Genomic DNA, 21,854 nt, shown 5'->3' on the forward strand with positions numbered 1-21,854 from the left:
TCCTCCCTGTTTCTAAAAATGAATTTCTTCTTTCTCATAAATCGCGACCATTGCTGTACCATCACGCATCTCAATAATTAAAACCTGTGTGTCATACGGTATCTCTACTTGATGATAACTTGCTGCACGCTTTGATATAATGCCGTTTGCCGTTTCAATCACCATTTCCCCAAAACCATCAAGAGGAACGGGCACAATCACTTTTCCTGTCTGACCTTCAAGCGATTCATCTGTATAGGCAAGGGACACTTCCGCTGAACGTAAAGGAACGAGCAGGAAAAAATAGAGAAGCGCTGTCAATAAACTTGCAATTAAAAGAGCAATGATGAATATGATGAAACTTGTTAATCCTGTAAACTGTTCCAACAAGTAACCCGCAGCCGAAGTGAATGTAATAAACGATAGGATTACAGCCGGGTCAAAAAATGGCGTTCCATCGATGGACACATCTGCAATATCTGCAAAAAATAAGTAAAGAATAGTGCAACACCCAATAACGATTAAGATGAATAAATAAATGGTTTCAATGGAATAACCAAACAAGTTGCCACCTCCTTCATGCTATTTATATAAATTTACGGATGAATTGGGAAAAAGTTTCAATTTTTTCGCAAAATAAAAAATGTATGCCAATTTAAGTGATTGACATACATAATGCGCAGATAATTTACTTCATTTGGAAATCATTTTTAATCTGAATCGTTAGCGGACTGGTTTGTTCTATGTAATTCATCATTAAATCAGGAATGAATTTATCCGCTTCTTGAATAGGCTGTTTTTGAAACATCGGCAACTGGTGCGCCCCTGTAGCACGGTAACTATTGACGGCAACTTCAAAAATCTCATTATCCTGAATGGGATTTCCTTCAAAAGTCAGCTTTGTGACGCGTTGACCAGTTTGTTGGCGTAAATCAATTTTGTAATCAATGCCGCCCCACAGATCGTAAATATACGGCTGAGGCTCCGGATAGTACACAGCCATACTAAAATCGATTTCCCCTTGGTCATTTAGCGCAAAGACAGCTGCACTTTGTTCAATCGCCCGGCGGATTTCAGCGCCTGTCATTTGGATGACGAGCAGTCGGTTTGCCCGGGGGAGATTATGTAAAACATCTTCACGGGTTATTCTCTGAGGAAAGCCCCCTTGTGAATGGTAGGGCAGTTCAATAACAGAAATTTGGGCACCGGTGTAATGAAGCTGCATATCATGTAGCATTTGTGTATATGCGGTCATTTTTGTGCGGGGCGTAAAAAAGTCTGCATAGGTCAGCGCTTTATCCGCTGTTCCGATCGGTTGCTTTTTCCAGTCATCAAATCCGGGGAAGGACTGCATTTTTAAGGTAGGATCAACTTGGACGATAGCTGGTTCAAAAGAAAACGTATCATCTTCCACAGTGACATCAATTTGTGCAAAGCAATGTGCATTTCCCCCAGGTTGCACAACAGCGACACCATTTTGCACTGTGGCAATTTCCAGATGCTGATGTCCGGTAATAAATAGATCAATGCCTTCTATTTCATGAAGCATACGATAGCCTTCGTTTTCACCTTGTTCCAGATCAATAAGGTGGCCGCTATGAAGATCGCGTTCAAAACCGCCATGATAGCTTAAAATGACAAGCTGTGCTTTTTCAACATCGCGAATATGCTTTACGGTGTTTTTCGCACTTTCAAATGCGTTTTCGAAATGCAGATGCTTTGTCGATCCACATTCATCCCATTTTTTTGTGAAATGAGTTGTGATCCCTATGACAGCAATACGTAGCCCGTTTATTTCCTTAATAACATACGGTTGGGCAAACCCCGGGATATTTGCGGCAATCCAAGGAAAACTGCATGCATCACGGATCGATTGTATTTTTTCGGGAGAATAGTTAAATTCATGATTCCCGAAAACTGCGACATCATAGCCAAGTTTGTTCGCAAGTTCGATTTGCGGGTGCTGTTTTTCGACAATATAATCATAATAATAGCTTAAATGACTGCCCTGCAAAAAATCGCCATTATCGATTAACAACGCGGGCTGTCTAGCAGCAATCATTTGCGCAAGCTGTGAAAAACGTTCTGTATGTCCATGAATATCGCTCGTCGCAATAATAGTAAATTTCATTGAGATAACTTCCTTAATATTTCATTTTCCTTATTATAGCGTGAATTATTGCGCAACAGTTCTGAAAGTGCTTAAATAAATATATAAGCAGTTAACGCTAAATTATAGGAGTTGGTAATCATGATTACAGTAACAAACCGTATCCAAGTAAAAAAAGGTTTTGCCGAAAAAATGGCCCCACAATTTGTACAACCAGGTCCATTACAGGAATTTGAAGGTTTCCAAAAAGTGGAAGTATTAGTTTCAACGCAATTTGAAGAATATGATGAAATGAGCGTTGTTATGTACTGGGATTCAAAAGAAAACTTTGCTGTATGGCGTGAAAGTGATGCATTCAAACAATCTCATAAACGTCCAACTGAAGGTGAAGGCGGCGGCCACCACCAAGGTGAGTCACCAATGCTAGGTTCACAAATCGTGATTGCCGAAGTAGCAGGCACAATCTCAAAATAGTTCAAAGGGGTGTCCTAATGTTTTCGTTAGGACACCTTTATACTATACATACTTTTGAATGAAATACATATTATCGATGCATTCACAAATAGTGAATGAAAAACAGAAGGGTGTTTTAAATGTCGAACATGGAGCAGTATTTTTATGACGGGCAGTTTTTGAAATGCTATGAAGAAGCGAAACGCCAATCACAAAGCGGCGAAAATGAACAGGCAACTCAATTTTTAAAAGTCTTCGAAAAATACGAGTATGAAAAATTTCCGAAACCGACCGTACAGATTTCGCAAAGTGTCGAACGTGCGAATGAAAGCTATCCTGAAAATGATGAGCTTGAGCAATTGCGGGCAATCAAGGATGAACAGCAGTTTTCAGCAAAAGTCAAACAGCTTGAAGATGATGCACGAACAGCCGAGGCGGAACGGAAAGCGCAGTCGTTTTATGTACAGGGGCATCTTTTTTTAATGGCGCACCATTATGATGAAAGTGTGCACTGCTTTATGGAAGCGGTGAAGCATCATCCGAACAAGGCGTTGTATTACGGGATAGCTGGACAGACGATGAACCGTTTTAACTGGTCGCCGTTTGATGTGATGGTCTATATTGAGCGGGCAATCGAACTGGACCCGGAAAATGCAAGATGGTACTGGAATAAGGCGCTCGTGTTAACACAGCTTTATAAAGATTTGAATGCCGAACCGTTTTTGGAAAATGCTTTGATTGCCATTGAAAAGGCAATTGAGACATGCCGCGAAGATCAAACATCGCTGCGTTCAGGCATCGACACAACATTGGAAAATTTGAAAGAATATCTTTTCAATTAAACAAGGACCGGCAGATGGAGGAAAAAGCATGAAGTTTTTATCTTGGAAAGGTATTTCGATCTACTTAACAATCATTCTATTTTTACTCATTTTTATTCAGATTCTGGACTGGAATAAAGGGAATGATAAAGAGGCCCAATATGCAGTAGAACTGGAAAAAGCGTATATAGATCTGGTCGATTTTCAGACGTATATTTTGAACGATGAAGTGCAGATCGATGACAAAAGGCATGTGTTGACGATGTATGAAAAAAACTTTCAATATCAGCTAAGCATGTTCATTGATATTTTCGGTAATAAAAAAGTGGATGATTTAAACCTATTTGATTCCTATAAACAAATCGATGAGGCATTATTATCATTTTATGAAGCGGAAAATGCGGAACAGCAGGGACAGGCACATGCACAGTTGATCGATGCGAAACATTCACTGTTTACTATATTGAATGATTTGAAATAATATGGTCTGGGGCTCACGAACGCTTTGCAAGGAAGCGGGGCGTGGGCTTTTTTAAAGCTGAAGTATTCATTAACACTACGGACGCTAATAAACCCTGCTCTTCACAAACAAAAGTCGAAAGTTCTAATATCCGTGTTGGAAGTTCTAATAAAACCAAAAAAGTTCTAATATATGGGGGATCTTCAAATATATGATGCGGTTTTTCTAATAAGTGTATCCGATTTTCTAATATCGCTGTCAGAAGTTCTAATATATCACTCTGATTATCTAATAAACCGAAAAAAGTTCTAATATAACAATGCCGGTGCATTCCATAGCTACCCTGAAAGCCTATAAAGACTGGTTCTTCGGTCAAAAACGCCCGATTTTCTAATATCGCTGTCAGAAGTTCTAATATATCACTCCGATTATCTAATAAACCGGAAAAAGTTCTAATATAACAATGCCGGTGCATTCCATAGCTCCCCTGAAAGCCTATAAATACCGGTTCTTCGGCCAAAAACACCTGATTTTCTAATAAAGCCATCAGAAGTTCTGTCACACCGATCATCTAATAAATCGAAAAAAGTTCTAATAAATCAACGAAAGGCGTACGCCATACCCCCTTAAAGCCTCTGCCCACCCATAAAAAAACCGCCCCAAAAGTTATCACCTAACCTTCAGGGCAGCTTCAGCCATTCGCTACTATTTCTTCTTTTTATCCTTCACAAACGCAAACACGATTAATCCTAACTGAATCACAACGATTGCGATAAAAATGTAAAAGTTTTTCGAAGAACTTGCTAAATTTAGTTCATCTGCCAAAATTCCTGCAATCGACTGCAATTGTGCACTTAATAAAATAATGAGCGCACCAATAAATAACATAATCTTAGGATTGATACTAAAGCCCAGCAGCACGATAATGAACAACGCTGAGAAAATCAGCAATAGGGTGAACAGGGGATCCAGTAATGTGAGTGTCCCGTCTTTTGCGAAGTTTTCGTACGTAAATGTCATGAATAATTCTCCTTACTTTACTAAGCCATTTTGAAATGCATAGACGACAGCCTGTGTGCGGTCCTGCACTTCGAGTTTACTTAAAATGTTGCTGACATGGGTTTTGACCGTTTTTAATGCGATAAACAGTTCTTCCGCGATTTCCTGATTGGCAAGGCCGCGAGCCATACATAATAGGACTTCCATTTCCCGGTCTGTTAAATGGTTATGCAGGGCAGGGGCGGTACCGCGCATACGTGCCATTACCCGAGTCGTTGCTTCCGGCTCAAGAACCGTTTCTCCGTCCATCGTTTTCCGGATTGCGTCGGCAATTTGTTTGGCGTTGCTCGTTTTCAGTATATAGCTGACAGCACCTGCTTCAAGGGCAGGGTATAATTTATCGTCATCGATAAAACTTGTGACAATCATTACTTTTGCTTGCGGCCATTGTGCCAGAATTTCTGCAGTCGCTTCAGCACCCGTTTTAATCGGCATCACATTATCCATCAGCACAATATCCGGTTTCAGTGCCAACACTTTATCAATCGCTTCCTCGCCGTTTGTCGCTTCACCGATGACTTCGATATCGGGTTGTGCCGATAAATAGGCAGCAACACCGATTCGAACCATTTCGTGATCATCTACTATGACAACTTTAATCATTCATTTGTTCCTCCTTTTTGAGCGGAACTTTCACTTCGACTATTGTTCCTTCATCCGGTACAGAGACAATCTTATACGTACAGCCAATTTCGACAGCGCGTTCGGCAATATTGCGCAGCCCGTACGAAGTCGTTTTATCTCCCTCCAAATTAAAGCCAAGGCCATTATCCTGAATGCGCAAAATCGCAAGCTGATCACGTGCGATTAATAACAGCTCGACTTCTGTTGCTTTTGCATGCCGTAAAGTATTTGATAAAGCTTCTTGGGCAATACGGAATAAATGATCTTCCTCCGCTTTTGATAATCCGATTTCTTCAATCTGGTAATCAATATTGAAATACACTTTTTCCTGTAATTCTACAATTAGATCTTCTAAACCTTCTGCCAAGCTTTTATTATGCAAAGCGACAGGTCGCAAGTGAAGGAGAAGGGCGCGCATTTCGAGCTGTGCCTGCTGGACGATTTTTTCCACCTGTTTGAGCTGCTTTTGTGCAAGATCATCTTGACGCTGTTCTGTAAGCGCGGAGAGAAGCATGGATGCCGCAAACAGCTGTTGGGAAACAGAATCATGCAGTTCCCGCGCAAGACGCTGGCGTTCTGCAAGGAGCCGCTCCTGGACGATGGCGTCATTTGTTTCCACTTTTTCATTGGAAAGTCGCTGTAAAGATGTCCGCTGTGTTTCAATTAATTCGTTCGTTTCGCGCAAGGCCTTTTTTAACGAACCATTTGCTTTCTTGAATTTTTGTGCAAAATCAGGCTCAGCTACTTTTTTCACGATGCGGGTCATCTGATTTTCTTTTATTTTTAAAGAAATCGATATCCATAAAGAAATAAAGAAGCTGGTCGTTGTTGCGGTAATGGCGATCACAGCGACAATCGGTATTGAATACTCACCGCTTTCCCATAAAAAACGCCAAGTCTCTTCCTGCGGCTGACCGAGCAGGAAAACAAAAATATTCAGAGCAAATGTCGCAAAAACCATCATCAATATAAAAAAACGTATTATAAATGCAATCATCCGCGCTGCACCTCCACATCACCAATCCACGATGTCACATAAAGGACAAGGACACGTTTTGCATCCATTTCTCCATCCTCAAAATGGAGCTGTTCATTAATACACTGCTTTGGGGCATAGTGCAGGCATGCTGCTTCACCATATAAAGTGGAATAATGAAGCTGAATCGTCACTTCATAAGGTACGATAATCCGTACTTTTCCAAGAGATTGATGGATCACTATAATTGATTTTCCGTTTGGTAAAATGGTTTCGGTCGTATCGATTGTAATATCGCCGATAAAGCGTTGAATATGAATATCCTTCCAATGATAGCTTTCTGTCGGGGCACCCGTTGTTCCGATCAATATATTTTGGTTGGATGTATTGACAAGCTGACTTTTGATTTCCATCACTTGCTCTTTTTTCGTTAAGTATTGGTATAAAATAAAGATAAGCACACCAATGATTAAAAGCCGCAATGTCCAAATATTAATTATGGCAAAGAATAATAGAACGAGTCCCGTCCATAATAAGTAACGTTTCTTCTTTTTAAAGCTGAAAAAGAGAAATAGTGCACCTAAAATCAGTATAAACACGGTGCCATTATTGAATAGAGTTAATTCGATTAATACGACAAGTGCCATACTCATCGCGATAATTGCAAGCTGATCAGACGTGATTTTCGGCATAGTGCCTCCCCCCTATAACGTACAAAATGGAGAAAGCACGATGCCTTCTCCTTTAACGCATTATATCATTATTTTTGCTGTTCTATGAGCTTTTGTTCTTTTTCAAGCTGTGCCAATCGAGCTTCAAAAGTAGTTATTTCATATTTACGCTCAATATTTTGTGATAATTCATCAATATAAGTTGATAGTTCATCGAAATTACCGGCATTGTCAGATGTAAGTACTTTATCCATCTGGTGGTTGGCACGCACAACATTTTCCTTGCCCATCAGCTCAAGTTGGCGCACTTTCATGTCTTTAATTTTATGTTTCATCGTTTCGAATTTGCGTTCCAGTGCAAAGTATTCAGTATTGGCCGCATCAATGCTTGCAAGAAGGGCATGCTTTCTGGCAGTGTAAGCTGTGACTTCTTCCTGTGCAAACGCAATCAGTTCAGCCTCTTCTGTCGAAAGTGCCAATTGAAGCTGTTTTTCACGCTTCTCAAGCATTTCGATTGTTTGGGAAAGCTGCAGTTCCAGTTCTTTTTTAAGCTGTGCCTGACGTGCAAGTAATTTACCTGTTTCTTCCGTTTGTTTTTCTGCTTCACGAATATAGTGGTTCAGCATTTTAATCGGGTTTTTGTCCACCTTTTTGTCAAACATATCATGTAAATCTGCCTGTATTGAATACTTAAATTTTGTAAATAAATTTTTCATTGTCCATCGCTCCTATTTATTTAAATTTGCCCATTCACGTTCAAAGTTTGTAAATGGATCTTCTTCCTCTTTTTTACCTGGTAAAAATTCAATCTTTTCGTTTTTACGTGCTTTATAAAGATAAAACAATACGCCGATCGCAGCTAAACCGATAAAGCCTGGAATGTTTGATAATGCACTTACTAAACCGGCTAAAGCGACAACGAGGCTCATTACTTTTCCGAAAGTTGATTTACTTTCTGTGTAATAGTGCAGACCCGCTGCTAAAAGTGCTCCTGAGATTAATAAGCCGGCTACCGGTGCGAGCAGGCAAAGTGCGATGATCGCTGTGATAAAAGCCGCTGAATATAAGAAAAACTTTTTCATTATGTGTTCCTCCTTGTAGTTGATATGTTCATGTTACCGTGGATTTAAAAATCCGATAACGACCTGTTACTGTATTTTCATCTAGGTCTCGAGGCTGAGATGGACTCAGACGGCTATTTGCATGACTTAACTTCTGTCAGGAGAAGTTAAAATATATAGAAACGTAATAACTTTTATTGTATAATGCTTGTTGGAGAGTTTTTCTCGGTACATAAGTAGTGGAGGAGGTTGGACAAAATGGCTTTATGGTTAGGTATTACACTTATCGTCGTAGCTTTAATCGGGGGCGTGGCAATTGGGTTCTACGCAGCTCGTCAATATATGATGAAGTATCTAAAAGAAAACCCGCCAATTAATGAACAAATGATTCGCGTGATGATGGCACAAATGGGACGTAAACCGTCTGAAAAACAAGTGCGTCAAATGATGGCACAAATGAACAAGTTCCAAGATAAATAATAAAAAGTTGGACTACCTTTCGCATTCTATTGAGTGATGAAGGTAGTTTTTATTTCTTCTAAAACAAAATTCAGAATATTTTGTTGAAAAGAAAAATAATCTAGTCTATCCTTATATAGATTGTAAGTATTGGAGGGACAAATAAATGGCAACAGAAAAAACGAATGTAGAGAGCTTTGATTTAGACCATACGATAGTGGTTGCACCGTATGTACGGTTAGCAGGCACAAAAGAAGGGGCAAAGGGCGATGTCGTGACAAAATATGATATCCGGTTCAAGCAGCCGAATAAAGAACATATGGAAATGCCGGCACTTCATTCACTGGAGCATTTAATGGCAGACCGTATCCGCAATCATAGTGACGCAGTTGTTGATATCTCGCCAATGGGCTGTCAAACAGGCTTTTATGTCTCCTTTATGAACTATGATGACTACGAAGGTGTGTTGTCGATTTTGGAAAAGACTGTTCAGGATGTGTTGGCGGCGACTGCTGTACCTGCCTGCAATGAAGTACAATGCGGTTGGGCGGCAAGCCATAGTTTAGAAGGTGCACAGCAGTTGGCCAAAGAATTTTTAGCAAAACGCGATGAATGGCATATCGTTTTTAATAATGAATAGGTAATGTGAAGTGCCCTCAGATAATTTTTATTAAAAGTCAAGTTTTAATTATTTATACGTGTTTTAACAACAATAGAATATAATGTTACACATTATGAATATTCAAGACGGAATCCAACAGGGTTTCGTCTTTTTATTTTATTAGCACTTAGTAAATGGTGAAATTTTGTAGTTAGATAGAGAGTTTATTTTATTGTGGTTTTATAAGAAGATTGTTCATTTTATAAATTTCGATTATCATGAATTCCTTCTTATTCGACAATCGGACCATTTAATGGAATAACACCTTAAAAGGAATTCAGATATTTATGTTAAGATTTATGAAAGATTGTAAAAAATGCACTTAAGCTAACGGGGAAGGTTATTAAAGCAGAAAGGGGAATAACGATGGAAATAGTTAATTTCTTCTATAATAAATCACTTTACGAAAAAGCAGAGGTAACTTTTTTTATACACAAAGCATTAATTGAAGAGCTACTACCTGAATCTGATGTGCAGCATGTTGGTAGTACAGCTATTCCAAATAGTATTACAAAAGGAGATTTAGATATTCAAGTAAGAGTTAAAGCCAACATTTTTCCTAAAGCCGTTAAAGAACTTGCAAAGTTATATGAATTAAATGAGGGTAGTGTGAAAACTGAAACCTTTAGAGCCTTTAAGGATGATTCGACTGTACCTCCAGTGGGTGTTCAATTAACAGTCATAAATTCGGAATTTGATTTCTTTTGGAAGTTTCGCGATGTCTTACTAATGAATGCAAATTACCGAAAGGAATATGATAATTTAAAAAGGAAATACAAGGGAATGGAAATGGAAGATTACAGAGAAGCCAAGAATAAGTTCTTCGAAAAAATGATGGCTACTCTAGAATATAAAAATATTTAAAAAGGGGTTTTATGCTTTCTTGAACTAAAAAGGGCTATCCTTTAATAAGGTTAAATAAAAATGATTTTCTGTTAAGTGAAAATAAAGTTATTCCATTAAAGGGCCAGATTGTGGAATAACTACTTTGAAGAGAATATGTTACTTAAAGCGTATAATAAGGTAAGTTGAATTAGAGAGAAATCTTTGTTCTAATACTAATTAGATTTTATGTAGGTGGAAATCTTGAAAAGAAATGAATTAAAACACTTTTTATTAGGTGGTTATACAATTGGTTTTATTGTGGGATGGTTGGTAGTTCTTATATCTGTTATTAATCCCACTTTTAATTTAAGCTTTTCCTTTAAAAGTATCTTCTGTATTCTAGTGGTTTTACCCATATTATATTGGACGTATCGTTACTCAGGGATGGTTTTCAATGATCAAACAATGAAAGTAAAGTTGATATATTCTTTTGTATTATTTTTAGGTTTTTGTTTTGGAATATTCTTTACAGAATTGCTTTTAAATTAATAATAAAACTCAAAATTCAGATTATTGTAAATCAGTTTAAGTAGACGTCAATTCCACAATTAGGTGCAGTCCTGTAAGAAGGTAGGAGAAAATTTTGTCTAAAATGAATAGAAAAGTGTTCAAATTCAATCAAGAAGATATTTTAGAAATATTAACTGAGCATATTGCTGAAGAAAATGGTTTTGATACCTGGCAGTCAAAGGCCATATTGTTAGGTTTGCCAGATAAAGATATAAGGCTAATTGCTATTATAGGTGAAGATGACGACGATGATATAAGTGACATTGATTTGCACGAAATAGACATGAATATGGATTACAATGGTTCACATTCAGAAATAGATGAGGGATTTTATTTTAATCCTAATGATAAAAAATAAATAATTGTCTTATTAAACAATCGGGCGCGTTTATGGAGTAACGAAATGATCAAACTTTATTTCAAAGCTACATTTTGATCGGTATAATGAAAAATATAAATAGAAAAGGGGCTGTCCAACTTAGACGCCCCTTTTCTATTTTTATTTTTCAATCTTCATATAAATTAACCATCATTACACTATGATTATAGCTTCTTGTAATTCATCAATATGACTGTAATAGTTCGGGGAATAAATAGTGTATGATATGCATAGTTAAACGTCGTGATTTACCTTTATATGGATAAATGTGCATATACATGGATGGGTTAAAGTTCGCTTCAATAATTCCATAAGCATTTTTATTAGCAGCAGGAATTTCGGTATTTTCAATAATCAAATCAATACCGCAAATTTTAACTCCAAGCGCAGCTACCGCATCCACTGCTACTTTTTTATAATCATCAGGAATTTGATCTGTCACATCAATCGAATCTCCTCCTGTACTAATATTCGAGTTTTCACGCAAATAGATAATTTCATCATTCTTTGGAATTGAATCCATTCGGTATCCTTGAGCTTTTAGCATAAGGTTCTCCAATTCACCTAATTGTATGGTTTCTAAAGGGGTTCTATGGTCTTTACCTCTTAATATGTCACGATTCTTTTGCATAACTAACTCTTCGATTGTATGTTTACCGTCACCTTTAATATTCGCAGGAACTCTTAATAAAACAGCCTGAACTTGATCATTTAATACAAAAAATCGATATTCTGTTCCATTCAGAAACTCTTCTACTAATATGGAAGAGTCTTCTTGGAATGCCAGTGTAATAGCCTTTTGATAATATTCGTAATTGGCACCTTCTTTGAAAATCGATATTCCTAATCCATAGTTTGTTGTTTTTGGCTTCACAACAAAAGGTTTAGTGGAAAAGAGATCATAGGCACGTAAAGCCTGTTCAATCGTATGAAACTCCTCACCTTTTGGCACACGGAATCCATGTTGTTGAAGAATTTTTTTTGTTACTGTTTTATTTTCCATAATTAAAGTGGATATATAAGTATCTTTACTTGTCATATTACCATTTTTCACATATTCAACATGATCTTTTAATTTCAGCTTCAAAAATTGATCTTGTCGATCCAAAATTTCCACTTGGATTCCTTGTTGAATTGCATCAAACATTAAAATCTGAGTAGACAATTCCATGTCAGTAAATCCTGTTAATTGATAGGGCTTATCCCATGATTTTTTGTAATTTTCTTTAGCAATCAACTTTGCCACTTGACCTTGACTATTTTTTTCACTTTCTTTATAAAGTCTTCCAGCTAAAGTCTTGCTTGGGTCCATTATCATTTCCCTCAGATGAGAAAATAGCGTTTTGTAAGTTTCCAAATTTAAAATTGCTGCTAAACTTTCCATTTCATCAATCATATTTTTAGCTTCTATTTCAAATTGTGTATGCTCTAATGGGTGCTCAAGAGCCACTATATCATTGTGAATATTCCCCATTTTTACCCATTCATCGCAATCTTTCTCTTCATCTTTCCATAGTAAATAAATTAAGAAAAGATGGAGAAATTCTGCTTGTTCATAGCTAATTCCATACGCTTCAAATGGATTTAAATCTATATTTCGCAATTCAATATAACTAATGCCGTGATTTTCTAGGTCGGAAACATGATGACCACCTCTTAAACGGACAGGTGAATAAAATTCTCTCTCTGTTGAAAGAAGTCCCTTTTCTACCATCAAGGAAAGATCTGATACATATCTCTGTATACTACTATATGAAACTTGAACATCGTCTGAATTTGTATAACCATATTTACTACTTCTAATACTTCTTACTACACCTTTCAACGAATCTTCTTTAAAAAAATTCTTTTCACTACTAGGAGAAGCTCCATAAAAGTAAGTGACTAACCATCGATAGTGTAAATAGTTTCTTGTAGCTTTTAGATAAATCTCTGTTTTAAAATGCTGATAATCTTTAATCTCTGATTGTGCGTTAAATAGGGAGTGGATTAACTCATCTCCAAATTCAAAGTTAAAATGTACACCGCAAAGCATTTGTTTACGACGACCATAAGAATTTGATAAATATTGACGATATCGAACCTTTTCTTCTCTTTTTAATTTCGCAATTACAATTTCTTCTTCTTTCTCTGGTAGCTGTGGTGGCATACTTAAAGGCCAAAGCATTTCATTCTCACCCATAGAACGATAAGCAACATCATGAATCGCTGCCAAGTAATCAAATAGTTCCTCTAGTGTTTCGGTAACAGGTGTGATTATTTCCAACTGTAATTCTGAAAAATCTCGCTGAATATACGGATGATCATCTCGCATTGAAATACTCTTAGGATGATCTGTCTTAGCTAAATTCCCTAACAAATCAACACGTTTACTTTCTTTTTCAATCCCATATCGAGCTTTTAATAAGTATGGTTTAACACGTTCATCGACTAACATTTTTTTATAATCCACTTTAACGATACCCCCATCATTTTTTAGTTAATAACTATAGAAATATAACAAGATGTAGCCATCGAAAAATATCCACATTTAATTATAATGTGGATATTTTTCAAAAAAGGTTATCTTAAATACTTCATATGAAAGGCGAAATGTTCCTCTAAGAAAGTAGTAATGAAGAAATAGCTATGATCATAGCCCTCCATTTTCTTGTAATTTACTATTTTATTATTTTCCTGAGCAATCTTTAGGAATAACGTTTCGTCTAATTGTTCTGAATAAAACTCATCTTGAGTTCCTTGCGTAATGAGAATAGGTGGCGTACCGATTTCTTTGATTAGTTCTGAAGCATCCCATGGTTTCCAAATAGCTTGATCTTCACCTAAATATGCTGAGAAGGCTTTAATTCCCCATGGGACTTGGCTTGGACTTAATATTGGTGAAAAAGCAGAAATCGCTTTGAATCTTTCTGTATTTTTTAACCCAATTACTAAAGCACCATGACCGCCCATAGAGTGTCCCATAATACTTTCTTCACCAGAAAAATGAGGAACTAAAGATATCGCTATTTGTGTTAATTCATCTACAATATATGAATACATCTTATAGTGCTTTGACCATGGTTCTTGTGTAGCATTAACATAGAAGCCGGCACCTTGACCGAGGTCATAGCCTGCATCATTTGCTATATGCTCTCCACGTGGTGAAGTATCTGGAATCATAACAGCAACTTGATATTTTTCAGCCAATCTTTGGAACCCACTTTTTTGACTAAAATTATCATCTGTACATGTTAAGCCAGATAACCACCAAATAAGAGGGATTTTTTTCTCTTCTTTATTGGATGGTAAGAATATACTAAATGTCATATCACATTGTAAGGTTTTTGAATAATGGCGGTACTTATATTGTTCTCCGCCGAAAGAGCGATGTTTTTCAATAAGTTTAAAACTCACTTTTCTCACTCTCCATATGTTAACATTGTACGGATAGACTCACCCTTATGAAGCAACTCAAATGCCTCATTGATGTCTGTAAAGTTTAAATGGTGTGTGATAAATGAATCGATATCGATTTTACCGTTCATATAATCTTCAACCATTCCTGGAAGTTGTGTTCTTCCTTTTACGCCACCAAAGGCAGAACCACGCCATACTCGACCTGTTACTAATTGGAATGGGCGAGTATGAATTTCTTTACCAGCGCCAGCTACACCGATAATAACACTTTCGCCCCAACCTTTATGACATGCTTCCAAAGCTGATTTCATTACTTCTACATTACCAATGCATTCGAAACTGTAATCTACGCCTCCATCCGTCATTTCAACAATGACTTCTTGAATTGGTTTATCAAATTTAGAAGGATTTACAAAATCAGTTGCGCCCATTTTTTTCGCTAATTCAAATTTATCCTCATTTAAGTCTACAGCAATAATTCGGCTTGCTTTTGCTTGAACCAATCCTTGAATAGCAGCTAAGCCAATGGCACCTAAACCAAAGACGGCTGTCACAGCTCCTTCTTCTACTTTTGCAGTGTTGTGTACGGCACCAATCCCTGTAGTCACGCCACAACCAAATAGTCCAACTTTATCAAGTGGCGCTTCTTTGTCAATTTTCGCCAAAGAGATTTCGGGAACGACTGTATATTCACTAAATGTACTTGTGCCCATGTAATGATAAATAGGCTCTCCATTATAAGAAAAGCGAGTTGTCCCATCAGGCATTAAACCTTTACCTTGCGTTTCTCGTACGGCACTACATAAGTTTGTTTTGCCAGAACGACAGAATTTACATTCTCCACATTCAGCCGTGTATAGTGGAATAACATGATCTCCCGGTTTTACTAAAGTCACTTCATCTCCTACAGCAACGACCACGCCAGCACCTTCATGACCTAGTACGGCAGGAAATACGCCCTCTGGATCATTACCTGATAAGGTAAAAGCATCTGTATGACAGACAGAAGTATACAGAATTTTTACTAATACCTCTTTCGCTTTTGGCTCTTCTACATCGATTTCTACAATTTGAAGTGGTTCTCCTGGATTAAATGCAACAGCAGCTCTACTTTTCAAATGAATCCCTTCTTTCTGTTTTTCTATTTCTTACATTCCTCATAATTACATACCACCACATACAATACAATACTGACTTTTTTGTCACTATAGACATAAATTTATATCGAACACCATTTAGAAAGATGGGGCAATTTATATCTATAAAATGGGGTGAAAAATACCTCATTCAGAAATATTCATTTTCTGAATGAGGTACTTCTAATATTTACTATGGTCTAATCTCTGTATGTCCCTTTTAATTTAGCTGTTTGGATTGAAAGCACATCCATTAACTCAGGTGACAAAGAATCATAGGTAGGTAAACCTATATTGTGTAAAGCATTTCTAACATCATTCATTTTTGAAGCTGGTGTTCCTGTCTCAATTACAGAAGAAACAAATGCTGCAAATTGAGGCACCGACCAGCCATTTTCATTAGATAATTCTGTGTGTACAAAATCTAATCCATAAAATGCATGGTCTTCATTTTCAATTCTTCCAAATAAATGGGTACCGCAATCTTTACAAGCATGGCGTTGAATTACTGCTGATTCATCAATCACTTTTAATTTATCCTCATTGCTTAGTACCTTAACATTATCTTTACCTACAACGGCAACAAGTGAGAAAATAGCTCCCTCTGGTTTCCAGCATTTAGAACAACCACATGCATGGTTATGCATTGTTTGGGCTGTCACCGCTACTTCTACAGGGTTATTTTCACATAAGCATTTTAATGTTCCACCAGAAAAATTTGAGTCTTCTTGATAGTGATATTCGTTATCTAATCTTGGATGAAGTGAAACTTTTGTCATAAAATAATATACCTTCTTTCTGTTTTTAATTGTTTACACCACTAAGATTACTCTCTATAATAAATATTACAATACTGACGTATTTGTCATTATAAACTTTTTTACAGAAGGGACCACAAATTTTATGGTTATTCATTATAAAGATAAGGAATTTTTCACTGGGAAAGATTTAGCTCTATCCGTAATAGGAGGTCGGTGGAAAATATCTATTATATGGTGTTTGTTGAATCAATCCCCATTGAGATTAAGTGAAATACAAAAAAAGCTTCCTGATGTGAATCAACGCATGTTAATTAGACAATTAAGAGAATTAGAAGACGATAAAATAATTACCAGATGTATTTATCCAGTAGTCCCTCCAAAGGTTGATTATAAACTTAGTGAAATTGGACATCGTTTAGAACACGTAGTAACTGCCATATGTGATTGGGGAGATAGTTTTAGTGAGTTTGTAGACAACACAACTGATAAGGAACCGGAGGAATGAAGCTAATGGTAATCTAAATCAGTTCTAATATGAGATATTTTGGACATATAAGAACAAGCATTTTAAATGCTAAATTTTGTACCTTTTGTTATCAATGTATCGAAACATATAAATGAGCGAAACCACAAAATGCTGTTATATAGCATTTTGTGGTTTTTGAATTAAAAAATATTCTCTAGTATATCGGTTCATTCTGAATGCATGTTAAAATGTGGTCTTTAAATAAAGATTGATAATTTATAATTAAGTTCGATCATTTATAAAAAAGTTTGATAAAAAACCTGTATGGAATGCAGTTTTCAACAATCGGGCCATATTATTGAATAACATTCATAATATGTAATATTCCGCGTTTCACAAGGTATAAACCGTCACAGCGGCAGTAGTGTACCGCCATCCATATAAGACATATAAGGAAGACCATTGTTGAGGCAACAGTTCTCCCTGTTTTCTCACTTGATATAAACAATATGTAATATATTTCCGAAAAATCGTTATTCAACTTAAATTGTTTTAAATCCTGCTATATCTTTGTTATTCATATCAATTTTAACTCCAGGGCTAGTAGATTCATGTTTTGGACAAAAAAGAGCATCCAAAGCTACAGTTAGCTTTTGACACTTCCTTATTATAACAATCTATTAAGATGAAGAAGGCCTAATCTATTATGAATTGCCTTTGTTCCTCTAAGGTCTTATGCTCCTCTACGTATTATGTATATTTTAAAATTAAATGGCTAATAATGTGTATAAATATGGAATATTTAAGTGCGACTAGAGATTAGAGGGGTAGGATGTACGTGTTTTGGAAAAAAAAACAAATTGAAAGTAAGCTTGTTGCTCAATCAATAACTGAATCAGAATTATCGATAGAAGCTCTGAAAAAAAGCCTCGTTCAAATGGATGATGCAGAATTTGTGGAATTTGACATTTCCGATATTCGAAAAATTCATCTTGTTTATATACGAACTCTCATTGATCAAGAAAAATTAAATGAAAGCATTATAAAACCTTTAACTAATTGTTCCAAACCGTCTATTCAAGATTGCATTGTGAATTCCTCAATTATTCACATTCCTATTTTTATAGAGGCAATAAAACAGTTGTTTTCAGGGTCCATTTTGTTATTTGATTCTTCGCAAAACCTTTGGTTAGCTGTGCCATTAAAAAATCCTCTTGGACGTGCCATTGAAACTTCCGAAACTGAAACCATCCTGTTCGGAGCAAAGGACAGCTTTAGTGAACAAGTGGAACAAAATATTACGCTTATTCGAAGACGACTCCCCATACATGAACTGAAAGCAGAGAAGTTTATTGTCGGTTCTATGAGTGAGACAAGTGTTGTTTTAATGTACATAGAGGGGCTGACTAATCCAGATTTTGTTTCAACAGTCAAAGAGAAGATTTCTGAAATTAATTTTGATCTCTTCTTTGACTCCTCTCAAGTTGCGGCATTCATGGAGGAACATCAAAACAGTATTTTTCCTCAGTTTCAGCAAACTGACCGGCCTGATGTAGTTGCTTATTCTCTGGGATTAGGAAAAATCACCCTTCTGGTAGATAATACACCATTTGCTCTTGTTGCACCCATTACTTTTTTCCATTTGTTCCAATCACCCGAGGACTATATTAATCGATGGGTAGTTGCCAGTTTTTTGCGCATCATCCGATATGTCAGTTTTGTTCTGTCAATCACATTGATTCCTTTCTATGTGGCATTGACAACTCATCACTATCAAATGATTCCTTTACAAACCCTTCTGGTCTTGGTCGACTCAAGGAGCAAGCTTCCTTTCACTCCTTTTTGGGAAGCATTTATCATGTTAATTTTTATTGAAATCATAAGAGAAGCAAGTTTAAGGATGCCTACAAAAACAGGTCAAACACTTGGGGTTATTGGTGGTATTGTAGTTGGTCAAGCGGCTGTTGAGGCTGGATTCGCTAGCAACGTATTAATTGTCATGGTTGGGATCTCGACGATAGCTTCCTTTCTTATTCCCAATTACCTTATGACAAAAGCAAATTCATTAATGCAATTGATGCTTCTTGTTTTTTCTTCTTTATTTGGGTTAATTGGGATTGCACTAGGAATTATTGCTATTTTAGCCCATCTTAATAGCTTGTCATCAATCAAGCAACCCTATTTTTCACCAGTTTCCCCTTTCTTTAGAAAGGATTGGATTGACTTATTCATTCGAGGACCATTAGTCAAAATGTTGGAACGTCCAGAGCATCTTAAACCTCTAAAACTGAAGAGATATAAAACTAGGAGATGACTTGATGGAAACCCACCAATTATTTGAAAAGAATGTAACCTATAATGGGCTCTATGCCATGTTGTTGGTAAATCGCCTCCAAATGCTATACTTTTTTCTTATTATGCCAAATATCTTGATCAATCCATATATGATTTGGGTGCTTATAGCTGTCGGGATATTATCCCAACTAAACCTTCTTCTTTTATCTAAGTGGCTTTCATCCCGATTATCTAGCAATGGATATAATGGATTTGTCCAATTGTTTGGAAAAAAACTGGTACGGTTTCTCTCTTTCATCGGATTGTTCTTTATTCTACTTAAACTTTCCGTCATAACCTTAGGATTCAGCGAAATTGTTCAAACATTTATGCTTCCATCAACAGATACAAATTTTCTTGTCTTTTTTATTTTGTTGTTCTGTTTTTATGTCGCAGCTAAGGGCATTGAACATACCATTCGTTTTGTGTTAATTTCTTTTTTCAGTACATTTTGGATGATTACATTTTTCGTTTTTTTCTTCTTTCCTCCAATAGCTCAACTCAGTGATTTGTATCCACTTATTCCAATGGAGTGGAAAGTAGAAAATTGGAAGGCTTTTTTTTTAATTTTGTCTTCCTATTCTGGTCCGGAATTTCTGGTATTTTTGGGACCATGGCTTAAAACAAACAATAAAACCTTTCGCTATTTGTCATACGGTAACGCTCTCACCGTTGTAGAGTATGTATTCCTATTTATAGCATCCCTACTTTATTTCGGTTCTAATTATTTAAGTAAAAGTCAATATCCAATTATTAATATGGCCCGTTATTTTCAAAACCCAGTGTTTGAACGAATTGATATGATCATGCTTTCCTTTGAATTATTTAACTTAGTTTTTGCGGTTTCTCTATTTCTACTATTGTTTTATGGAGCATCTAAAATAGCTTTTGGTAAAATGAGCAAGCCGTCCAGTGGAAAAGGTTTATTATTCAGTGTATTCCTTATTTTTATCGGCATGGTTCTTTTGAATGAATTATTTTGGAAACCCTGGGAGAAGCAGAACTTTTTACTTAATCTTCAAATTATAGCTGGAAGCCTAAGCTATTTTCTTGTTCCACTTGTTATTGTTTTAGTAATGAAAAAAAAGGGGGGTTAAAAAACATGTGTCTATATAAAAAGATATTTAAAAGATCGACACTCCTTTTTATGACAATTTGGTTAGCTGGCTGTGCCCCTTTTACCGAAAATAACCTTATTGAAGAGATTTCTCCCATTACTTTTTTGTCAATTAGTAAGGGGGATAATGGGAAATTAAAAGTTAGTACAATTTTGCCTTCTCTAAGTAAAAAAAATAAGAATGTTATGTCGCAAGAAGTCAGCTTATTAAAGGAGGGAGTACAGAAGTACAACTTAAACTTCTACCAGGAAGTTAAATCCGGACAAATGCGGATGCTGTTAATTAGTGATGAACTTGCAAAAGAGGGGATTATGTCCATTATAAATGTAATATTGACTGATCCGGATATTCCTTTGAGAATTTATTTAGTTATCGTAAAAGGAAATTTCGAAAAATACTTAGAAAGTCAATTGGACAAAGATGAAAACTTTGATTACTCGTTTTATCGAATGCTGAAGCATTATGAGGAAAAAAGTCAAGGAGAATTAACTGTCATTAATCTTCATCAATTTAAGCATTTGCTCTATTCTCCTTATTCAGATCCTTTCTTGCCTGTATTCAAAATACAAGAGGATGGGGTCAACTATGAAGGTACAGCCTTGTTTCAAGATGACAAGCTAGTTGAAACTATTTCATCTTTTGATGATCGTATCTTCCAGTTGATAAACAACAATCACTACTTAGACATTTTACCGATTTCAGAATTTGAAGTTGTACTGGGTCATGTTAGATCTAAAATAATAGTAGATATCGATAGCAGCTACTCTACAATGACCTATACCTTGAATATAGACACTAGGATTGAGGAATACCGGGGAGAGAAACAATTATTTGACCCAAAGGAGTTAGAAAATATGAAAGAAGATATCGAAACCCATCTTGAAAAACAAACACATGAACTATTTAAAAACATGCAAGAATTGAGAGTGGATCCATTACAGCTTGGCGTAAAAACAAAAAGACCATTCTCAAAACCAATGGAAGAAAAAAAATGGATTGAATTGTTTGAGGAGATGGACATTAAAGTAAAATACAATATAAATATTGATCCTTTGACGGATGCAAATTCATAAAGGTAAAACCTTTAATTTTTCCTATTGAATAACTTATAACGTAAACAAAATGCCCTAGAATCTAACGATTTTAGGGCATTTTATTTACAATCTATCACTTTTTGTAATTTGAATAAAGTTTTAATTTCTTGTTTTGAATACTTAAATAACTGGTCGTATGTGAAAAAGCTCGCATAATTTACCAAGTTATTAATAATGTATATCGGAAAGTCCTCGCTAAGCAGTTAAATTGATATTTGAGATGTTAGAAGACACTGTCATTATTCTCGATAAGTATAAACCGAGGAAAAATAATTTCCAATAACTAACTTGAGTAAGGACGATACAAAATTTGTGTATATCTTTTATTTAAGCAATCGGGCGCGATTCTTCCATAAGAAGATCGCGTTTTTCTGTTATAGGGCCAGATTATTGAATAACACTTGATCGATAAGAAATATGTTCTACAAGTTTTTATGC

Annotated in this window: 24 protein-coding genes; 11 read left to right on the forward strand and 13 right to left on the reverse strand. The window is 36.1% G+C overall.

Annotated elements, in window-relative coordinates:
* Positions 1–12 precede the first annotated feature (12 nt).
* Together MHB58_RS06030 and MHB58_RS06035 are read right to left on the reverse strand one after the other, a co-directional pair.
* Positions 13–543, reverse strand: a complete 531-nt coding sequence (locus MHB58_RS06030) for a hypothetical protein (protein ID WP_008408041.1) — start codon at positions 541–543, stop codon at positions 13–15.
* Between the two features lie 124 nt (positions 544–667).
* Positions 668–2,110: a bifunctional metallophosphatase/5'-nucleotidase gene (locus MHB58_RS06035; protein WP_014824380.1), complete on the reverse strand. Its 1,443-nt coding sequence runs from the start codon at positions 2,108–2,110 to the stop codon at positions 668–670.
* Positions 2,111–2,230: 120 nt separating this feature from the next.
* Here MHB58_RS06035 and MHB58_RS06040 point away from each other — a divergent pair, with 120 nt between their 5' ends.
* From MHB58_RS06040 to MHB58_RS06050, 3 genes are all read left to right on the forward strand, one after another.
* Complete coding sequence (locus MHB58_RS06040; RefSeq protein ID WP_340734862.1) at positions 2,231–2,563, forward strand: heme oxygenase; 333 nt, start codon at positions 2,231–2,233, stop codon at positions 2,561–2,563.
* A gap of 119 nt (positions 2,564–2,682) precedes the next feature.
* Positions 2,683–3,384, forward strand: coding sequence for a hypothetical protein (locus tag MHB58_RS06045; protein WP_014824379.1), 702 nt, complete (start codon positions 2,683–2,685; stop codon positions 3,382–3,384).
* A gap of 28 nt (positions 3,385–3,412) precedes the next feature.
* A complete protein-coding gene (locus tag MHB58_RS06050) occupies positions 3,413–3,844 on the forward strand; it encodes an iron ABC transporter substrate-binding protein (RefSeq protein ID WP_340734863.1) in 432 nt (143 codons plus the stop codon).
* Between the two features lie 13 nt (positions 3,845–3,857).
* On the opposite strand, the gene MHB58_RS06055 is transcribed toward MHB58_RS06050, so the two are convergent.
* From MHB58_RS06055 to MHB58_RS06085, 7 genes are all read right to left on the reverse strand, one after another.
* The gene (locus MHB58_RS06055) at positions 3,858–4,385 is read right to left on the reverse strand and encodes a hypothetical protein (RefSeq protein ID WP_340734864.1); all 528 of its coding nucleotides are present in this window, start codon (positions 4,383–4,385) and stop codon (positions 3,858–3,860) included.
* A 143-nt stretch (positions 4,386–4,528) separates the two neighbouring features.
* Positions 4,529–4,843 (reverse strand): hypothetical protein, encoded by a 315-nt coding sequence (locus MHB58_RS06060; protein WP_008408046.1) that lies wholly within the window; start codon positions 4,841–4,843, stop codon positions 4,529–4,531.
* Between the two features lie 12 nt (positions 4,844–4,855).
* The gene (locus tag MHB58_RS06065; protein ID WP_014824376.1) at positions 4,856–5,485 is read right to left on the reverse strand and encodes a response regulator transcription factor; all 630 of its coding nucleotides are present in this window, start codon (positions 5,483–5,485) and stop codon (positions 4,856–4,858) included.
* Complete coding sequence (locus tag MHB58_RS06070) at positions 5,478–6,503, reverse strand: sensor histidine kinase (protein WP_065216993.1); 1,026 nt, start codon at positions 6,501–6,503, stop codon at positions 5,478–5,480. The genes MHB58_RS06065 and MHB58_RS06070 overlap by 8 nt, the downstream gene beginning before the upstream one ends.
* Positions 6,500–7,174, reverse strand: coding sequence for a cell wall-active antibiotics response protein LiaF (gene liaF / locus MHB58_RS06075; protein ID WP_340734865.1), 675 nt, complete (start codon positions 7,172–7,174; stop codon positions 6,500–6,502). Before liaF ends, MHB58_RS06070 begins: the two co-directional genes overlap by 4 nt.
* A gap of 68 nt (positions 7,175–7,242) precedes the next feature.
* Positions 7,243–7,869 (reverse strand): PspA/IM30 family protein, encoded by a 627-nt coding sequence (locus MHB58_RS06080; RefSeq protein ID WP_014824375.1) that lies wholly within the window; start codon positions 7,867–7,869, stop codon positions 7,243–7,245.
* Positions 7,870–7,881: 12 nt separating this feature from the next.
* Complete coding sequence (locus MHB58_RS06085; protein WP_008408060.1) at positions 7,882–8,235, reverse strand: lmo0954 family membrane protein; 354 nt, start codon at positions 8,233–8,235, stop codon at positions 7,882–7,884.
* 237 nt (positions 8,236–8,472) lie between these two features.
* Between MHB58_RS06085 and MHB58_RS06090 the strand changes: the two genes are divergently transcribed.
* From MHB58_RS06090 to MHB58_RS06105, 4 genes are all read left to right on the forward strand, one after another.
* Positions 8,473–8,694, forward strand: coding sequence for a YneF family protein (locus MHB58_RS06090; protein ID WP_008408061.1), 222 nt, complete (start codon positions 8,473–8,475; stop codon positions 8,692–8,694).
* Between the two features lie 145 nt (positions 8,695–8,839).
* Positions 8,840–9,313 carry an S-ribosylhomocysteine lyase gene (locus MHB58_RS06095; RefSeq protein WP_065216991.1) on the forward strand — a complete coding sequence of 158 codons (474 nt, stop codon included), beginning with the start codon at positions 8,840–8,842 and terminating at the stop codon, positions 9,311–9,313.
* Positions 9,314–9,700: 387 nt separating this feature from the next.
* Positions 9,701–10,198 carry a GrpB family protein gene (locus tag MHB58_RS06100; RefSeq protein ID WP_014824373.1) on the forward strand — a complete coding sequence of 166 codons (498 nt, stop codon included), beginning with the start codon at positions 9,701–9,703 and terminating at the stop codon, positions 10,196–10,198.
* 604 nt (positions 10,199–10,802) lie between these two features.
* A complete protein-coding gene (locus MHB58_RS06105) occupies positions 10,803–11,087 on the forward strand; it encodes a hypothetical protein (protein WP_014824371.1) in 285 nt (94 codons plus the stop codon).
* Positions 11,088–11,292: 205 nt separating this feature from the next.
* On the opposite strand, the gene gshAB is transcribed toward MHB58_RS06105, so the two are convergent.
* From gshAB to gfa, 4 genes are all read right to left on the reverse strand, one after another.
* Complete coding sequence (gene gshAB / locus MHB58_RS06110; RefSeq protein WP_014824370.1) at positions 11,293–13,560, reverse strand: bifunctional glutamate--cysteine ligase GshA/glutathione synthetase GshB; 2,268 nt, start codon at positions 13,558–13,560, stop codon at positions 11,293–11,295.
* Positions 13,561–13,670: 110 nt separating this feature from the next.
* Positions 13,671–14,504, reverse strand: a complete 834-nt coding sequence (fghA, locus tag MHB58_RS06115; RefSeq protein WP_065216990.1) for an S-formylglutathione hydrolase — start codon at positions 14,502–14,504, stop codon at positions 13,671–13,673.
* A 5-nt stretch (positions 14,505–14,509) separates the two neighbouring features.
* A complete protein-coding gene (locus tag MHB58_RS06120; protein WP_014824368.1) occupies positions 14,510–15,625 on the reverse strand; it encodes an S-(hydroxymethyl)glutathione dehydrogenase/class III alcohol dehydrogenase in 1,116 nt (371 codons plus the stop codon).
* Positions 15,626–15,843: 218 nt separating this feature from the next.
* The gene (gene gfa, locus MHB58_RS06125; protein WP_014824367.1) at positions 15,844–16,422 is read right to left on the reverse strand and encodes an S-(hydroxymethyl)glutathione synthase; all 579 of its coding nucleotides are present in this window, start codon (positions 16,420–16,422) and stop codon (positions 15,844–15,846) included.
* A 124-nt stretch (positions 16,423–16,546) separates the two neighbouring features.
* Here gfa and MHB58_RS06130 point away from each other — a divergent pair, with 124 nt between their 5' ends.
* From MHB58_RS06130 to MHB58_RS06145, 4 genes are all read left to right on the forward strand, one after another.
* A complete protein-coding gene (locus tag MHB58_RS06130; RefSeq protein WP_014824366.1) occupies positions 16,547–16,909 on the forward strand; it encodes a winged helix-turn-helix transcriptional regulator in 363 nt (120 codons plus the stop codon).
* A 793-nt stretch (positions 16,910–17,702) separates the two neighbouring features.
* Positions 17,703–19,184, forward strand: a complete 1,482-nt coding sequence (locus MHB58_RS06135) for a spore germination protein (RefSeq protein WP_014824365.1) — start codon at positions 17,703–17,705, stop codon at positions 19,182–19,184.
* A gap of 4 nt (positions 19,185–19,188) precedes the next feature.
* Entirely contained in the window at positions 19,189–20,301 is a 1,113-nt protein-coding gene (locus MHB58_RS06140; RefSeq protein ID WP_065216989.1) for a GerAB/ArcD/ProY family transporter, read from the forward strand.
* 5 nt (positions 20,302–20,306) lie between these two features.
* On the forward strand, positions 20,307–21,395 hold the full coding sequence (locus tag MHB58_RS06145; RefSeq protein ID WP_014824363.1) for a Ger(x)C family spore germination protein: 1,089 nt from the start codon (positions 20,307–20,309) through the stop codon (positions 21,393–21,395).
* Positions 21,396–21,854: the final 459 nt, after the last annotated feature.

The organism is Solibacillus sp. FSL K6-1554, from assembly GCF_038005185.1.
Classification (GTDB): Bacteria; Bacillota; Bacilli; order Bacillales_A; family Planococcaceae; genus Solibacillus; species Solibacillus silvestris.

Coding starts and splice junctions, on each gene's coding strand:
- MHB58_RS06035 (WP_014824380.1), bottom strand. CDS start 2,110: ATGAAATTTACTATTATTGCGACGAGCGATATTCATGGACATACAGAA.
- MHB58_RS06040 (WP_340734862.1), top strand. CDS start 2,231: ATGATTACAGTAACAAACCGTATCCAAGTAAAAAAAGGTTTTGCCGAA.
- MHB58_RS06045 (WP_014824379.1), top strand. CDS start 2,683: ATGTCGAACATGGAGCAGTATTTTTATGACGGGCAGTTTTTGAAATGC.
- MHB58_RS06050 (WP_340734863.1), top strand. CDS start 3,413: ATGAAGTTTTTATCTTGGAAAGGTATTTCGATCTACTTAACAATCATT.
- MHB58_RS06060 (WP_008408046.1), bottom strand. CDS start 4,843: ATGACATTTACGTACGAAAACTTCGCAAAAGACGGGACACTCACATTA.
- MHB58_RS06065 (WP_014824376.1), bottom strand. CDS start 5,485: ATGATTAAAGTTGTCATAGTAGATGATCACGAAATGGTTCGAATCGGT.
- MHB58_RS06070 (WP_065216993.1), bottom strand. CDS start 6,503: ATGATTGCATTTATAATACGTTTTTTTATATTGATGATGGTTTTTGCG.
- liaF (WP_340734865.1), bottom strand. CDS start 7,174: ATGCCGAAAATCACGTCTGATCAGCTTGCAATTATCGCGATGAGTATG.
- MHB58_RS06080 (WP_014824375.1), bottom strand. CDS start 7,869: ATGAAAAATTTATTTACAAAATTTAAGTATTCAATACAGGCAGATTTA.
- MHB58_RS06085 (WP_008408060.1), bottom strand. CDS start 8,235: ATGAAAAAGTTTTTCTTATATTCAGCGGCTTTTATCACAGCGATCATC.
- MHB58_RS06090 (WP_008408061.1), top strand. CDS start 8,473: ATGGCTTTATGGTTAGGTATTACACTTATCGTCGTAGCTTTAATCGGG.
- MHB58_RS06095 (WP_065216991.1), top strand. CDS start 8,840: ATGGCAACAGAAAAAACGAATGTAGAGAGCTTTGATTTAGACCATACG.
- MHB58_RS06100 (WP_014824373.1), top strand. CDS start 9,701: ATGGAAATAGTTAATTTCTTCTATAATAAATCACTTTACGAAAAAGCA.
- gfa (WP_014824367.1), bottom strand. CDS start 16,422: ATGACAAAAGTTTCACTTCATCCAAGATTAGATAACGAATATCACTAT.
- MHB58_RS06130 (WP_014824366.1), top strand. CDS start 16,547: ATGGTTATTCATTATAAAGATAAGGAATTTTTCACTGGGAAAGATTTA.
- MHB58_RS06135 (WP_014824365.1), top strand. CDS start 17,703: ATGTACGTGTTTTGGAAAAAAAAACAAATTGAAAGTAAGCTTGTTGCT.
- MHB58_RS06140 (WP_065216989.1), top strand. CDS start 19,189: ATGGAAACCCACCAATTATTTGAAAAGAATGTAACCTATAATGGGCTC.
- MHB58_RS06145 (WP_014824363.1), top strand. CDS start 20,307: ATGTGTCTATATAAAAAGATATTTAAAAGATCGACACTCCTTTTTATG.